Annotated in this window: 16 protein-coding genes; 5 read left to right on the forward strand and 11 right to left on the reverse strand. The window is 71.5% G+C overall.

What is annotated here, in order from left to right; genetic code table 11:
• Positions 1 to 20: 20 nt before the first annotated feature.
• The 4 genes from atpE to AB0367_RS12790 form a co-directional block, all read right to left on the reverse strand.
• Positions 21 to 245: an ATP synthase F0 subunit C gene (gene atpE, locus AB0367_RS12775; protein ID WP_366226395.1), complete on the reverse strand. Its 225-nt coding sequence runs from the start codon at positions 243 to 245 to the stop codon at positions 21 to 23.
• Positions 246 to 347: 102 nt separating this feature from the next.
• The gene (atpB, locus tag AB0367_RS12780; protein WP_366226440.1) at positions 348 to 1,076 is read right to left on the reverse strand and encodes a F0F1 ATP synthase subunit A; all 729 of its coding nucleotides are present in this window, start codon (positions 1,074 to 1,076) and stop codon (positions 348 to 350) included.
• A 90-nt stretch (positions 1,077 to 1,166) separates the two neighbouring features.
• Positions 1,167 to 1,379: a hypothetical protein gene (locus AB0367_RS12785; RefSeq protein ID WP_366226396.1), complete on the reverse strand. Its 213-nt coding sequence runs from the start codon at positions 1,377 to 1,379 to the stop codon at positions 1,167 to 1,169.
• Between the two features lie 208 nt (positions 1,380 to 1,587).
• Positions 1,588 to 1,977 (reverse strand): hypothetical protein, encoded by a 390-nt coding sequence (locus tag AB0367_RS12790; protein ID WP_366226397.1) that lies wholly within the window; start codon positions 1,975 to 1,977, stop codon positions 1,588 to 1,590.
• Between the two features lie 305 nt (positions 1,978 to 2,282).
• Here AB0367_RS12790 and AB0367_RS12795 point away from each other — a divergent pair, with 305 nt between their 5' ends.
• Positions 2,283 to 2,735, forward strand: a complete 453-nt coding sequence (locus AB0367_RS12795; protein ID WP_366226398.1) for a hypothetical protein — start codon at positions 2,283 to 2,285, stop codon at positions 2,733 to 2,735.
• Between the two features lie 46 nt (positions 2,736 to 2,781).
• Here AB0367_RS12795 and glyA read toward each other — a convergent pair whose 3' ends face one another.
• Entirely contained in the window at positions 2,782 to 4,029 is a 1,248-nt protein-coding gene (gene glyA, locus AB0367_RS12800) for a serine hydroxymethyltransferase (RefSeq protein WP_366226399.1), read from the reverse strand.
• Between the two features lie 43 nt (positions 4,030 to 4,072).
• Here glyA and AB0367_RS12805 point away from each other — a divergent pair, with 43 nt between their 5' ends.
• Positions 4,073 to 5,536 carry an SDR family oxidoreductase gene (locus AB0367_RS12805; RefSeq protein ID WP_366226400.1) on the forward strand — a complete coding sequence of 488 codons (1,464 nt, stop codon included), beginning with the start codon at positions 4,073 to 4,075 and terminating at the stop codon, positions 5,534 to 5,536.
• A gap of 14 nt (positions 5,537 to 5,550) precedes the next feature.
• Here AB0367_RS12805 and AB0367_RS12810 read toward each other — a convergent pair whose 3' ends face one another.
• From AB0367_RS12810 to prmC, 3 genes are read right to left on the reverse strand one after another with little or no spacing between them, the layout of a single operon-like run.
• Positions 5,551 to 6,141 (reverse strand): phosphotyrosine protein phosphatase, encoded by a 591-nt coding sequence (locus AB0367_RS12810; RefSeq protein WP_366226401.1) that lies wholly within the window; start codon positions 6,139 to 6,141, stop codon positions 5,551 to 5,553.
• The gene (locus AB0367_RS12815) at positions 6,141 to 6,779 is read right to left on the reverse strand and encodes an L-threonylcarbamoyladenylate synthase (RefSeq protein WP_366226441.1); all 639 of its coding nucleotides are present in this window, start codon (positions 6,777 to 6,779) and stop codon (positions 6,141 to 6,143) included. The genes AB0367_RS12810 and AB0367_RS12815 overlap by 1 nt, the downstream gene beginning before the upstream one ends.
• 9 nt (positions 6,780 to 6,788) lie before the next feature.
• On the reverse strand, positions 6,789 to 7,655 hold the full coding sequence (gene prmC, locus AB0367_RS12820; RefSeq protein WP_366226442.1) for a peptide chain release factor N(5)-glutamine methyltransferase: 867 nt from the start codon (positions 7,653 to 7,655) through the stop codon (positions 6,789 to 6,791).
• Between the two features lie 56 nt (positions 7,656 to 7,711).
• Here prmC and AB0367_RS12825 point away from each other — a divergent pair, with 56 nt between their 5' ends.
• Positions 7,712 to 9,244, forward strand: a complete 1,533-nt coding sequence (locus AB0367_RS12825; protein ID WP_366226402.1) for a GGDEF domain-containing protein — start codon at positions 7,712 to 7,714, stop codon at positions 9,242 to 9,244.
• A 28-nt stretch (positions 9,245 to 9,272) separates the two neighbouring features.
• Here AB0367_RS12825 and AB0367_RS12830 read toward each other — a convergent pair whose 3' ends face one another.
• The 3 genes from AB0367_RS12830 to rpmE all read right to left on the reverse strand — a co-directional run bounded on the left by AB0367_RS12830 (position 9,273) and on the right by rpmE (position 11,041).
• Positions 9,273 to 9,488: a hypothetical protein gene (locus tag AB0367_RS12830; RefSeq protein WP_366226403.1), complete on the reverse strand. Its 216-nt coding sequence runs from the start codon at positions 9,486 to 9,488 to the stop codon at positions 9,273 to 9,275.
• Between the two features lie 122 nt (positions 9,489 to 9,610).
• On the reverse strand, positions 9,611 to 10,714 hold the full coding sequence (gene prfA, locus AB0367_RS12835) for a peptide chain release factor 1 (protein WP_366226404.1): 1,104 nt from the start codon (positions 10,712 to 10,714) through the stop codon (positions 9,611 to 9,613).
• Between the two features lie 99 nt (positions 10,715 to 10,813).
• The gene (gene rpmE / locus AB0367_RS12840; protein WP_366226405.1) at positions 10,814 to 11,041 is read right to left on the reverse strand and encodes a 50S ribosomal protein L31; all 228 of its coding nucleotides are present in this window, start codon (positions 11,039 to 11,041) and stop codon (positions 10,814 to 10,816) included.
• Between the two features lie 259 nt (positions 11,042 to 11,300).
• Here rpmE and AB0367_RS12845 point away from each other — a divergent pair, with 259 nt between their 5' ends.
• Positions 11,301 to 12,371, forward strand: a complete 1,071-nt coding sequence (locus AB0367_RS12845; protein ID WP_366226406.1) for an RNA ligase — start codon at positions 11,301 to 11,303, stop codon at positions 12,369 to 12,371.
• Entirely contained in the window at positions 12,372 to 13,277 is a 906-nt protein-coding gene (locus AB0367_RS12850; protein ID WP_366226407.1) for an AAA family ATPase, read from the forward strand.
• Positions 13,278 to 13,414 lie beyond the last annotated feature (137 nt).

Genomic DNA, 13,414 nt, shown 5'->3' on the forward strand with positions numbered 1-13,414 from the left:
TCGCGGGACGGGGTCGAGAGCTAGAGCGCGAACGCGAGCACGAGGCCGAAGAGCGCGAGCGCCTCGACCACGGCGAAGCCGAAGATCAGCCAGGTGCGGTTGAAGCCGGCCGACTCGGGCTGGCGCGCGCTGGCCTGGATGTAGGCAGCGAAGATGATGCCGACGCCGATGGCCGGGCCGATGGCGGCAAGGCCGTAGCCGACCACGGAGAGGTTGCCGTTGATCTCGGCGAGAACGCTGGTCATGTTTCAGTTCCTCCTGAGGTTCGCGCGTGACCCTCACGCGTGACGACGGGGGTGGAGCGGATTGTGAAAGTAAGGCTTGGTGGTCTCGATACTCGTCTGGTCTCAGTGCTCGTCGGCGAGCGCGCCCTGGACGTAGCTCGCGGTCAGCATCGTGAAGACGTATGCCTGCAGGACGATGACCATGAGCTCGAAGAAGGTCATCACGATGGCCATCAGGAACGACGTCACCGACAGGCCCTGCACGAAGATGTTGCTGCTGTTCAGCATCGCCACGCCGCCGAGGGTGAAGACCAGCAGCATGAGGTGCCCGGCGAACATGTTGGCGAAGAGACGAACTGCCAACGTGACGGGGCGCATGATGAAGGTCGAGATCAACTCGATGGGCGTGACGAGGAAGTAGACCGGCCAGGGGATGCCCGGCACGAAGAGGTTCGCCTTGAAGTAGCTCACGAACCCGTGCTTGCGAATGCCGACCACGATGAACAGCACGTAGCTGACGACACCCAGCACGACTGGGAAGGCTATGTGCGCGTTCGGCGAGATCTGGAAGAACGGGATGATCGCGAACGCGTTGGTCACCGTGATGAAGCAGAACAGCGTGGCGAGGTACGGCGCGAAGCGGATGCCTTCGTGCCCGATGACCTCTTTGGCGACGCCGTTGCGGGCGAACCCGTAGATCGACTCGGCCAGCCACTGCTTCTTGGTGGGAACTATCTTCGGGTTTCGGTAGGAGACCAGGAAGTAGACGATGATGATCGCGACTGCCAGCCAGACCATGAATGTGATCTTGGTGAAGGCAAGGCCCCACTCCGAACCCCGCAGTGACGGGATCCAGCTCTGGAAGTCGAAATCCTTGACGCCGGGAGGGAACCCCTCGGCCAGGAATGTCGGCTGTTGACCCACCGATCCACCCTTCACGCGTTATCCGAACCGCTTGACGACCAGGTATAGCGCCCCGCAGATACCGACGATCATGCCTACGAGCAGACCGAGATGACGGGGGATGTCGAGCCACCGGTCCAGCACGTAGCCGATACCGCCCCAGGCCATGACGCCGCCGAGGAGCGTGCCAAGGGCAGCCCAGCCCGCATTGGCGCCGGAGTCCGGTCGCTGAGGGGGCTGCTTGTCCGCCATGACGCCGTGACGATATCAGCCTGGGAATTCCAGCACTAACTTGACCCCCGCGTGCTCGACGCGCGGGGGTTCATCCGTCTTCGGGCCATCAACCGGCGGCCGTAGACGTTACTACGCCCCCGGCCCACCAAGCGTCAACTTCCCGACTGACGCATGGGCGAATGCAGGAGCGCACCCCCACGACGCCGCCCCGTCGAAGAACGGCCGGCTACGGCCCGACGTAGGGGATCTTGGCGCGCAGGATCCAGTACAACTGCGCGCTGGTCCACACGACCGTCGCCACGATCACGGTGACGCCCATCGCCCGCAGCCCGGCCCAGCCCGCCTCGCTGGCGCGATACATGGCCAGGCCGAACACGGCGAACTTCAGCGCGTACGTGAGCAGGACGACGGGCAGCAGGAGGCTCCGGGCCACCGCGTCGACCCAGGCGACGACCAGGCTGGACACCAGGTAGCTGACCACGACCAGAGCAACCCCCGCGGCGGCGCCGGCCGCGGCCGTCCCGCCGGCGACCGGCCAGGCGACCGCCACCGCGACCACCAGCAGCACGGCGGAGGCGACGAGAGCGGTCGGCAGATAGCGCAGGCCCTGGGTCACGAGGGAGCAGAATACGCCGGTAAGTCCGCCACCAGGGCGGCGACCTGCGCCGAGAGGTCCTCGCCACGCACCGCGGGCCCCTCTCAGCGCGGCGCTCTCGCGCATCCGCGGCTCCTTGTCAGCCCGCCGGGAGCACGCGCGCATCGACCCCCACGTGTTCGTCGCGCGCGGGTTCGCCCATCGGGCCGGGGCCATCAACCGCTTCCACGCCTCAAGCTCCTCGAACGCCAACGACGCGACTGAGGCATGAGTGAATGTTGCGCACGGTCACTCGCGAACGGTTAGCTGAATATCCAGGATCAACGATGCGTATGGGAGCGGCCACCTTGCGCAACGCCGTCATCGCCTTCTTCTTGATCGTCGCCGTGGTCGTGGTCACGAAGACCGGCCGCGACGAGACACCTCGCCGCACCAGTGGCGCCGCCGCGCTGATGTGTTCCATATCACCGCAGCGCGTCACGGGTAACGGCAAGCTCGTCGCCGGGGCGCAGTTCCGCTGCGACTCCCCCGGCCCCGATCGCCTGACGCTGATCGTCCGGCTGCAGCGCAGCGCGGACGGAGGCTGGGTCAACGTGGCCGAGCAGGCGTTCACGGCGACGAGGGGCGAGACGTTGCACTCCGTGGCGGCGGCGCAGCGCACACGGCAGGTCAGCGCGCCCTGCCAGGCCGGGTCCTACCGCACCCAGGCGGCCTGGTCGACGGACGGCGGCCACACCAACACGGCACTGGGGTCCGAGCGGCGCAATCCCTGCGGGTAGCGCTCGGCGTACGACTCGGCGGGCAGGTGCGCAAGCCGCTCACTCGTCACGGGGAGGGATACGCAGGGAACGCGGCGGTCAGCTCCCGCACCCGCTCGCCGACCGGCTCGCCGCGCACGGCGGCGGCGATCAGCGCCGCGATGCGCCGCATCTCGGGCTCCCTCATGCCCTGCGTGGTCACCGACGGGGTGCCGACGCGGATGCCCGACGCGGTCATCGGCTTCTCCGGGTCGTACGGGATGGCGTTCTTGTTCAGCGTGATCCCGGAGGCGTCGCAGCGCTCCTCGGCCTCGCGCCCGGTGATCCGCAGGGCCCGCAGGTCGATCAGCGCCAGGTGGGTGTCGGTGCCGCCGGAGACGGGCCGCATGCCCTCGCTCTCCAGGCCCTCGGCGAGCGCCTTCGCGTTGGCCACCACCTGGCGGGCGTAGTCGGCGTACGCGGGCTGCGCCGCCTCCTTCAGCGCGACCGCCTTCGCGGCGACGGCGTGCATGAGCGGGCCGCCCTGCGTGAACGGGAACACCGCCTTGTCGATGCGCTGCGCGAGGCTCTCCCGGCACAGGATCATCCCGCCCCGCGGGCCGCGCAGCACCTTGTGCGTGGTCGCGCAGACCACGTCGGCGTGCGGCACCGGCGACGGGATCGCCCCGCCCGCGACGAGGCCGATGAAGTGCGCCGCGTCGACCATCAGGTAGGCGCCGACCTCGTCGGCGATCTCGCGGAACCGGGCGAAGTCGATCAGCCGCGGGTATGCCGTCGCCCCACAGATGATCATCTTGGGCCGGTACGCCAGGGCCAGCGCGCGCACCTCGTCGAAGTCGATGAGCTCATCGTCCTTGCGCACCGGGTATCCGACCGTGTTGAACCACTTGCCGGAGAAATTGACCTTGCTGCCGTGCGTGAGGTGCCCGCCGTGCGGCAGCTCCATGGCCAGCACCGTGTCGCCGGGCATGAGCAGCGCGGCGTACGCGGCCAGGTTGGCGCTCGTCCCGCTGTGCGGCTGCAGGTTGGCGTGCTCGGCGCCGAAGAGCGCCTTGGCCCGCTCGATCCCCAGGGCCTCGGCCCGGTCCACCTCGGCGCACCCGCCGTAGTACCGCCGGCCGGGATAGCCCTCCGCGTACTTGTTCGTGAGGGTCGAGCCCAGCACCGCGAGCACGGCCGGCGAGGTGAGGTTCTCACTCGCGATCAGCTGCAGGCCGGTGCGCAGGCGCCGCAGCTCGGCGAGGACGACGTCGGCGATCTCCGGGTCGGTGGCCTGGAGCGCGGCGAAGTCGGGTCCCCAGTACGTGTCGCCCATGAAATGAGTCTAGGGTCCGATTGCGCAGGGTAAGCATGAAGTCATGCGATGTCTGGTGACCGGCGCGACCGGGTATGTCGGCGGGCGCCTGGTCCCCCGCCTGCTGGCGGCCGGCCACGAGGTGCGCTGCCTGACCCGCGACCCGCGCCGGCTGCGTGACGTGCCGTGGGCACGCGACGTCGAGATCACCGAGGGCGACGTGGCCGGGGACGCCGGGGACGCCAGGCTCGTCGAGGCCCTGCGCGGCATCGAGGTGGCGTACTACCTCGTGCACGCCCTGGGCCGGGACGCCTTCGAGGAGGTCGACCGGCGAAGCGCGCTGAACTTCGCCGTCGCCTGCGAGGCGGCGGGCGTCGAGCGCATCGTGTACCTCGGCGGCCCCGTGCCATCCTCCGGGAGGGCCTCCGCGCACCTGCGCTCACGCGGGGAGGTCGGCGACATCTTTCTGCGCTGCGCGGTGCCCGCCGTCGTCTTGCGAGCCGCGGTCATCATCGGGTCGGGGTCCGCGTCGTTCGAGATGCTGCGGTACCTCACCGAGCGCCTGCCGGTCATGGTGACGCCTGCCTGGGTGCGCAACCGGATCCAACCCATCGCCGTCCGGGACGTGCTGCGCTACCTGGTCGCCGCGGCCACGATCTTCCCGCCGCCGGTCAACCGGGCCTTCGACATCGGCGGGCCGGACGTGCTCAGCTATGCCGAGCTCATGCAGCGCTACGCCAGGATCGCCGGACTGCCGCGCAGGATCCTCGTGCCGGTGCGCGCGCTCACGCCGTGGCTGTCATCCCAGTGGGTCGGTCTGGTGACGCCGGTGCCGAACCGGATCGCGCGCCCGCTCGTCGGCAGCCTGATCCATGAGGCGGTCTGCCACGAGCACGACATCGCCGAGTACGTTCCCGACCCGCACGACGGCCTGACCGGCTTCGACGCCGCCGTGACGCTCGCGCTGCGCCGCGTCCGCGACGCCGAGGTCGAGACCCGGTGGGCCGACGCCGCCCTGCCCGGCGCGCCCAGCGACCCGCTCCCGACCGACCCGTCGTGGTCCGGCGGCACCGTGTACCGCGACGAGCGCGCCCGCGACGTCTCCGCCCCGCCGGACCGGCTCTGGCGGGTCATCGAGGCGATCGGCGGCGAGAACGGCTGGCACTCGTTCCCGCTCGCGTGGTCGGTCCGCGGTTGGCTGGACCGCCTGGCCGGCGGCGTGGGGCTGAGCCGGGGCCGCCGCCACCCGCAGCGCCTGTACGTCGGCGAGGCCCTCGACTTCTGGCGGGTCGAGGAGATCGTGCCCGGCTCGCTGCTACGCCTGCGCGCGGAGATGCGGCTGCCTGGCCGCGCGTGGCTGGAGATGCGCGCCCGCGCGGACGAACGCGGCGGGGCCGTCTACGAGCAGCGGGCGGTGTTCCTGCCCCACGGCCTGGCCGGCCACGCGTACTGGTGGGCGGTGGCACCGTTCCACGCGTTCGTCTTCGGCGGGATGGCGCGCAACATCGCCCGCTCGGCGCAACGCTGAGGTCCCGGGCGCGATCAGGCGGCGAACAGCGCCTCGGCCAGCGGCTTCGTGGTGGCGTGGATCTCGTCGGCGACGCGGCTGAAATAAGCGTCCGGGCGGCCCCACGGGTCGTCCAGCTCGTCCGACGGCACCGGGGGCCGCCCCGCCCGCGCCGCGTCGGCCGCCTCGACCAGGGCGACGCCTCGCTCATACACGTCTGGACAGACAGCCAGGCCGGCACGATCGCGCGGCGGCTCGACGCCGCGGATGAGCCGGCCGAACTCGCCGAAGACGAACGTGCGCGGGGCCGCGTCCGGGCGCAGCTCGGTGACGAAGTCGACCTGCTCGATGGTCGCGGTCAGGATCAGGTCCGAGGCGTCGACGTGCTCGGCGAGCAGCCGGCGCGCCCGGAAGCCGGACACGTCGCCGCCGCGGGCGAGAACCTGCTTCGCGGCCTGCGGGTCCATCGGCGCGCCGGCGTGCCAGCCGCCGGTGCCGGCGCCATGGACATACAGCCGGTCGGAGTCGCCGCCCAGCGCCAGCGCGTCGGCGACGAGCAGCCGCTCGGCCATCGGCGACCGGCAGATGTTGCCCATGCAGACGCACAGGACGCTGAACGGCGCCATCAGGGCTCGAGCTCGATGAGGTCCGGCACGACCTCGCGCAGCTTCTCGATCGGGATCGCGCCGGTGCGCAGCACGCGGTGCTCATTGCCGACCAGCGAGATGATCGTGCTGGCGACGGGCTCCGGGCAGGGGCCGCCCTCCAGGTAGACGCTCACCGAGTAGCCGAGCTGCTCGCGTGCCTCGGCCGCGGTCTCGGCCGGCGGCTGGCCGTGCTTGTTCGCCGAGGACACCGCCATCGGGCCGGTCTCGCGCAGGACCTCCAGGGCGATCGGGTGCAGCGGCATGCGCACCGCCACGGTGCCGTCGGTGCTGCCCAGGTCCCACTGCAGGCTCGGGGCGTGCTCGACCACGATCGTCAGGGCACCCGGCCAGAACGCGTCGACCAGGTCGCGCGCCGCCTGCGGCAGCCCGAAGACCAGCCCGTCGAGCGTGTGCCGCGAGCCGACGAGCACCGGCACCGGCGTCGTTCGCCCCTTGGCGTTGTTGAGCGCCGTCACGGCCCAGGACTTGAACGCGTCCGCGCCGATTCCATACACCGTGTCGGTCGGCATCACGATCAGGTCCCCGCGGCCCACGGCCTCGATCGCCGCGGCGATGCCGCGCTCGCGCTCGGCGAGCCGGCTGCAGTCGTAGAGCATCACGAGGAGCTAGTCTGCCACCCGCCTCGCGGTGCTGAAGCGCGGGCGGCCGGCCAGGTCGCGATGATCCTCGGCCTCGTCGAACAACGAGGTGGCGCGCAGCAGCGCCGGCAGCGACTCGCCCTGGGTGTCGTCGTGCTCGATGGCCAGCCGGCCACCGGGTCGCAGGAGGCGTGCCGCCGTGCGGGCGATCGCCGGCATCAGGGCCAGGCCGTCGTCGCCGGCGAAGACCGCGTCGTGCGGATCGTGCTCCGCCACCTCGACGTCGACCCTCGTCGCCTCGGGGACGTAGGGCGGGTTGCAGAGCACCAGATCCACCGTGCCGGACAAATCGGAAAGGAGCGATCCGTCGGTCACGTCGGCCTCGACGACCCGGACCCGCGGTGCCAGCCGGGAGACGTTCTCCCGCAGCCAGGGCAGCGCCCGCTCGGAGCGCTCCACGCAGTACACCTGCGCCTCGGGACGCCGCGTGGCGACGGCCAGTGCGATGGCCCCCGAGCCGGAGCACAGGTCGACGACGCGCCGGGCCCCGTCCCAGCCGCCCGGGCGCGCCAGCGCCCACTCCACCAGCAGCTCGGTCTCGAACCTGGGGATGAACACGCCCGGGCCGACGGCCAGGTCCAGGCCGTAGAACGGGGCCGTGCCGGTCAGGTGCTGCAGCGGCACGCGCGCCGCGCGGCGGGCCACCAGCCGGTCGAGCTCCTCGGCCTGCGCGCCGGTGACGGTGGCGGTCAGCAGGCGGGAGCGGGGCACGTCCAGCACGTGGGCGGCCAGCAGCTCGGCGTCGACGCGCGGGGAGGCCACGCCGGCGCGGGCCAGGGTCGCGGCGGCCGCTGTGATCAACTCCGAAAGCTTGGGCAACCGGTGTTCCGGCATGTCATCTTCGACTCGGTGCACCTCATAATGATGGGGCGCGCTGGAGGGGGGTCCAGATGGCGGTGGGCGATCGCACGTCGGATCTGCAGCGCGCCCGCCGGCTGATCTTCGACGACCGGCTCGGCGAGGCGATGACGGTCGTCGACCGGGTGCTGGAGGGTGACCAGTCGCCGCACGAGCGGGTCGAGGCGCTGAAGCTGCGCCTGATCGCGCTGATCAACCTCGGGCGTTTCGAGGAGTACGCCGCGGTGCTCGACGCCGGGCTCGCGGCCGCCCGGCAGGTGCAGGACCCCGCGCAGTACGGTGAGCTGCAGGCCCTGGCCGCGATCGTGGCCCTGCGCGCCGGCTCGCTCGACCACTGCGTGCGCGCGCTGGTGCACGGCTCCCGGGCACTCGCCGCGGTCGAGCTCACCGACGAGAACACCGCGTGGGGCTGGCACAACCTGGCGATGGCGTATTCGTACACCGGCTTTCACGGCCACGCCCTCTCCGCCATGGAGCGCGCCCGGGAGGTCGCCGAGCAGGTGGGGGTGGCGACGGCGAGCGCCGACTTCGCCGCGCCGCAGATCCGCCTGCGCCTCGCCGTGGACCTGGACCACCGCGGGGACAGCGAGGGGTGCCTGCGGATCCTGCGCGACATCACGATCGACCTGGAGCGCCGGGTGCGCGACGACGAGATCGGGCGGCTGCGGCCGGTGGCGCGCGGCGCGATGGGATACGCGCTGGTGCGCCTCGGCACGCTGGGGCTCCCGCCGCCCGACATCGACCCGTGGCCGCTGCTGGAGTCGGCCGGGCTCTCGACCCGCGCGAGCGACCTGCGCACCCTCGGCGCGGTCTGCCAGGCGATCGCCGAGAGCCGGCCGATCGAGGCGGTCGCCCGGCTGGACACGGCGCAGGTCAGCGACGACTCGCTGGGCGCGGCCGAGCGGCACCGGCTGCGCGCGCTGGCGCACCTGGGCGCCGGGGACTACCGCGCGGCATACCATGCGGACCGCGGTGCCTACCGGGCCGCCAACCAGCAACTCGACCTGCTGCGCGACCTGTTCGTCGACGGCGTCGCCGCGCTGGTCGACCACGAGGACCTGGTCCGCAAGGTCAACTTCCACCGGGGCGAGGCACAGACCGACCCGCTCACCGGGCTGCCCAACCGGCGCTACCTCGAGGAGCACATCACCAAGCTGGTCGCGGCCGGCGGCCAAGCGGCGATCGGCGTCTGTGATCTCGACGGCTTCAAGGAGGTCAACACCGCCCACGGGCATCTGTCCGGCGACCTGGTCCTGCAGCGGGTGGCCGGGGTGCTCAACCGCGTCATGCGAAAGGGTGATTTCGTGGCCCGCTACGGCGGCGACGAGTTCGTGGTGGTGCTCCCGACGACGTCGGCGGCCGAGGCCCGGGAGATCTCCCGCCGGATCGAGACCGCAGTGGCCGCGGAGGACTGGCAGTCGTTGGTGCCGGGCACGCCGGTCGGGGTGACGATCGGATGGGCCGGCCTGGCCGGCGAGGGCTTCCAGAGCGTCGCACAGGCCTTCGAGGCCGCCGACCACGCGATGCTGCGGGCCAAGACCCCGCGCCCGCGAACGGCCCCCTAGCGGGCGCAGGAGGCCGTTCGTCGGCGGTTCAGCGGGTGAGGGACGTCAGCAGCACCCGGGCGTCCTCCTCGCGGATCCGGGCGCGCTCCTGGTCGGCGCAGACCGCGGCCCACGCGTTCGCCTTCGCCGTCGGCACGCGGTCGGCGCCCAGCACCGATCGGCCCACTTTGAAGATCAGCTCCGCGGCGGTGCTCACCACAGCGCGCGGAGCCGCCGAGATGTCAACGGGGGACGACGACGGCATGACTACCCTCCCGGATAGTGTCAGCAATCACGTTGGGTGCTGGTCGTTCGGCACGAAACGCTACCGGAGACCAGCGTGCCGCCGCACCGTTTCCGGAATGTGACATCCGCGTTAGACCCCCGTCACCCCCGGCTGAGCTGGTCCTCACCCGCGAGCCGGGCCTTGCGGTCGGCCTCTGCCAGGGCATCCAGCACCCCGTCGAGATCGCCGCTCAGAGCGAGATCCAGGTTGTACGCGGTGTAACCGATCCGATGGTCGGAAATCCGATTCTGCGGGAAGTTGTACGTCCGGATGCGCTCCGAGCGGTCCACCGTGCGCACCTGGGAGCGCCGCGCGTCGCCGGCCGCCGCGGCCGCCTGCTCCTCGGCCAGGGCGACGAGCTTCGCGCGCAGCATCCGCATCGCGCGGTCCTTGTTCTGCAGCTGCGACCGCTCGTTCTGGCAGGACACGACGATCCCGGTCGGCAGGTGCGTGATGCGCACGGCCGAGTCGGTGGTGTTGACGCTCTGCCCGCCCGGCCCCGAGGAGCGGAACACGTCCACGCGCAGGTCGTTGGGGTCGATCTCGATCTCGCCGGTCTCCTCGGCCTCGGGCGTGACGAGCACGCCGGCCGCGGAGGTGTGGATGCGCCCCTGCGACTCGGTGGCCGGCACCCGCTGGACGCGGTGCACGCCGCCCTCCCACTTCAGCCGGGACCACACGCCGTTGCCGCCGTCCGGAATGCCGCGCGTCTTGATCGCGACCGCGACGTCCTTGAAGCCGCCGAGGTCGGACTCCTGCGAGTCGAGGACCTCGGTGAGCCAGCCGTGGCGCTCGGCGTAGCGCAGATACATGCGCAGCAGGTCGCTCGCGAACAGCGCCGACTCCTCGCCGCCCTCGCCGGCCTTGATCTCCAGGATCACGTCCTTGGCGTCGTTGGGGTCGCGCGGGGCGAGCAGCTCGGCGAGGCGCTCCTCCAGCTGCGGGACGCGCGCCTCCAGCTCGTCCGCCTCCCCGCCGAACGCCGGGTCCTCGGCCGCCAGCTCACGCGCGGCCGTGAGGTCGTCGCGGACCTGCTCGAGGTCGGCGGCCGTCTTGGCGATCGGCGACAGCTCGGCGAAGCGCCGGCCGGTCTTGCGGGCCAGCGCCTGGTCGGCGTGGATGCCGGGGTCGGCCAGCTTCCGCTCGAGTTCCTGGTACTCCGCCAGGAGCGTGGCGAGCCGCTGCCCGCTGGTGTCGGTGCTCATCGCGTCAGTTCCTCACACAGACCAGGAGATTTCGGACCCGGACAGAATCAGCGCCCGCACCGATGCCTCGAGGACACGGTGCGGGCGCCGGAAACGCAGCTACTTGCCGGCCTTCTTGGCCTGGACCTTCGCGTACTTCTGCTGGAACTTCGCGACCCGGCCCGCGGTGTCGAGCACGCGCTGCTTGCCCGTGTAGAACGGGTGGCAGACGGAGCACGTCTCCACGTGGATCTGCCCGCCCTTGGCGGTGCTGCGGGTGGTGAAGATGTTGCCGCAGGAGCAGGTGACCTCGGTGGTCACGTACTCCGGGTGGATGTCCGGCTTCATGGCCGCGGTCCTTTCGATCAGTCGGTCGCCGGGTCGCCCGGACGCGGGCGTGAACCGGAACCTGAGTTGGCCGTCGGTCAAGTCTGCCATGAACCTGTCACGGCCCCTCGACCGGTATCAGTAACGCGCGCACCCCCGTCGGCATTCCCGCCCCGATCAGCCGCCCGGCCCGCTCGGCGGATGCCGGCCGGCAGGCACATCGAGGTGCCCGCAATAGCGTCGCGGCACTCGGCGTGGCTCACCTACGCTGTAGCGCGCTATGAGCCTGCATATCAACGAACTCTGCGATCCGAAGCTGCTGGCCGACATGATCGGCGGCGGGTACATCCGCACCCAGCGCCACCCCTCACTGCCGCTGCTGATCCACAACTACACGGAGAAGACGCAGTACGACAACGTGTGGAACACGGCGACACTGGCCTGCCGCGGGCTCGTCGTGCACGCGGAGACGGGCACGGTGCTGGCGCGGCCGTTCGCGAAGTTCTTCAACCACGGCCAGCCGGGTGCCCCCGACCTGGATCCGCACGCCCCGGTCTCGGTGACCGACAAGGCGGACGGCTCCCTTGGTGTGCTCGTCCCGACCCCGGACGGCTGGGCGGTGGCGACCCGCGGCTCGTTCGACTCCGAGCAGGCGCGGCACGCGACGCGGGTATGGCTTTCGCGGTACGCCGGGCGCTTCACGCCGCCGGCCGGGCACACCGTGCTGTTCGAGATCATCTACCCGGCCAACCGGATCGTGCTCGACTACGGCGGCCTGGACGACCTCGTCCTGCTCGGCGCCGTCGAGATCGCGACCGGCCGAAGCCACGGCCCCGAGGCGGTTCCCGGCTGGCCCGGGCCGGTCGTCGAGACGTTGCACTACACGACCCTGGCCGAGGCACTGGCGGCGCCGCCGCGCGACAATCGGGAGGGGCTGGTCGTGCACTTCACCCGGCCCGACACCCGGGTGAAGATCAAATACTCGGAGTACGTCCGGCTGCACCGCATCGTGACCGGCCTCAACCCACGCGTCGTGTGGGAGGCGATGGTGAACGGCGTCCTCGACGAACTGCTCGAGCCGCTGCCGGACGAGTTCCACGCCTGGGCCACCGGGATCGCGGCCGGCCTCGCCGAACAGGTCGACGGGCTCGTGGCCGAGGTGGAGCGGGAGTATGCCGCGATCGTGGCCGGGCTGGCGCCGGGCTGGACGCGCAAGGACTTCGCGTTCGCCGTGGCGCGCGACCCGCGCCGCGGCTGCCTGTTCCTGCGCCTGGACGGCAAGGACTACACCCCGCTGCTGTGGCAGCGGGTGCGCCCGCCGGTGAGCGAGCCCGCCGTGGAGGATTCGTAGATGGCCACGCTGACGATCACCCGGGGTCTGCCCGGCTCCGGCAAGACCACCTGGGCCAAGCAGCAGCAGCCGCACCTGGTCCGGGTCAACCGCGACGACCTGCGCCGCATGCTGCACGGCGGCCGCGTCGAGGACCCGGACCGGAGCGGCCGCGCCGAGCGGGAGGTCACGCTCGCGCACCACGCCGCGGTCGAGGGCCTCCTGCGCGCGGGCGCGGACGTGGTCTGTGACGACACCAACCTGCGCGGCCGGGTGGTGCGCGAGTTCGCCGAGCTCGCGGCCAAGTGCGGGGCGCATTTCACGGTGCGCGACTTCACCGACGTCGCGGTGGAGGAGTGCATCCGCCGGGACGCGCTGCGCGGGGGCGACGGCCACGTCGGGGAGGACGTGATCCGCTCGATGCATCGGCGGTACCTCGCGGGCCGCGCCCTGCCCCTGCCGCTGCCGGTCATCGACCCGGCCCACGGCGCCCCCTACGAGCCCCCGCCGGACGCGCCGCGGGCGGTCCTGGTCGACATCGACGGCACGGTGGCGCTGTTCGACGGCCGCAGCCCGTACGACATGTCCCGCGTGTCGCAGGACCGGCCGAACGCCCCGGTGATCACCGCCGTACGCGCCATGCACGCCGCGGGCCACGAGGTGGTCTTCTGCTCGGGCCGCTCGGACGACTGCCGCGAGGCGACGCAGGCGTGGCTGGCGAAACACGTCGGCGTCCCGTACCGCGCGCTGTTCATGCGCGTGACGGGCGACCGGCGCCGCGACTCGGTGGTGAAGGCCGAGATCTTCGACAAGGAGATCCGCAGCCGCTACCACGTCGTGGGCGTCTTCGACGATCGCCGCCAGGTGGTCCGCATGTGGCGCTCCCTGGGCCTGACCGTGTTCCAGGTGGCCGAGGGCGACTTCTAGGGCCTGTCTGACGGATCTTGTTGGGCGGTAGTGTTCTCCCTCATGGCGGTTGATCTCTCTGATGCGGAGTGGTCTCGGCTGGCGCCGTTGTTGCCGAGCATGGCTGCGCAGCGCGGCGGCCGGTGGCGGGATCACCG

The sequence above is a fragment of the Dactylosporangium sp. NPDC051484 genome (assembly GCF_040689395.1).
GTDB lineage: Bacteria > Actinomycetota > Actinomycetes > Mycobacteriales > Micromonosporaceae > Dactylosporangium.

Bases quoted from the DNA above. Each gene is read 5' to 3' on its own strand.
- AB0367_RS12815 (WP_366226441.1), bottom strand. From the start codon at position 6,779: ATGCTCTACGACTGCAGCCGGCTCGCCGAGCGCGAGCGCGGCATCGCC.
- AB0367_RS12825 (WP_366226402.1), top strand. From the start codon at position 7,712: ATGGCGGTGGGCGATCGCACGTCGGATCTGCAGCGCGCCCGCCGGCTG.
- AB0367_RS12845 (WP_366226406.1), top strand. From the start codon at position 11,301: ATGAGCCTGCATATCAACGAACTCTGCGATCCGAAGCTGCTGGCCGAC.
- AB0367_RS12785 (WP_366226396.1), bottom strand. From the start codon at position 1,379: ATGGCGGACAAGCAGCCCCCTCAGCGACCGGACTCCGGCGCCAATGCG.
- AB0367_RS12850 (WP_366226407.1), top strand. From the start codon at position 12,372: ATGGCCACGCTGACGATCACCCGGGGTCTGCCCGGCTCCGGCAAGACC.
- glyA (WP_366226399.1), bottom strand. From the start codon at position 4,029: ATGGGCGACACGTACTGGGGACCCGACTTCGCCGCGCTCCAGGCCACC.
- AB0367_RS12795 (WP_366226398.1), top strand. From the start codon at position 2,283: ATGCGTATGGGAGCGGCCACCTTGCGCAACGCCGTCATCGCCTTCTTC.
- AB0367_RS12805 (WP_366226400.1), top strand. From the start codon at position 4,073: ATGCGATGTCTGGTGACCGGCGCGACCGGGTATGTCGGCGGGCGCCTG.
- prmC (WP_366226442.1), bottom strand. From the start codon at position 7,655: ATGCCGGAACACCGGTTGCCCAAGCTTTCGGAGTTGATCACAGCGGCC.
- AB0367_RS12830 (WP_366226403.1), bottom strand. From the start codon at position 9,488: ATGCCGTCGTCGTCCCCCGTTGACATCTCGGCGGCTCCGCGCGCTGTG.
- atpE (WP_366226395.1), bottom strand. From the start codon at position 245: ATGACCAGCGTTCTCGCCGAGATCAACGGCAACCTCTCCGTGGTCGGC.
- rpmE (WP_366226405.1), bottom strand. From the start codon at position 11,041: ATGAAGCCGGACATCCACCCGGAGTACGTGACCACCGAGGTCACCTGC.
- AB0367_RS12810 (WP_366226401.1), bottom strand. From the start codon at position 6,141: ATGGCGCCGTTCAGCGTCCTGTGCGTCTGCATGGGCAACATCTGCCGG.
- prfA (WP_366226404.1), bottom strand. From the start codon at position 10,714: ATGAGCACCGACACCAGCGGGCAGCGGCTCGCCACGCTCCTGGCGGAG.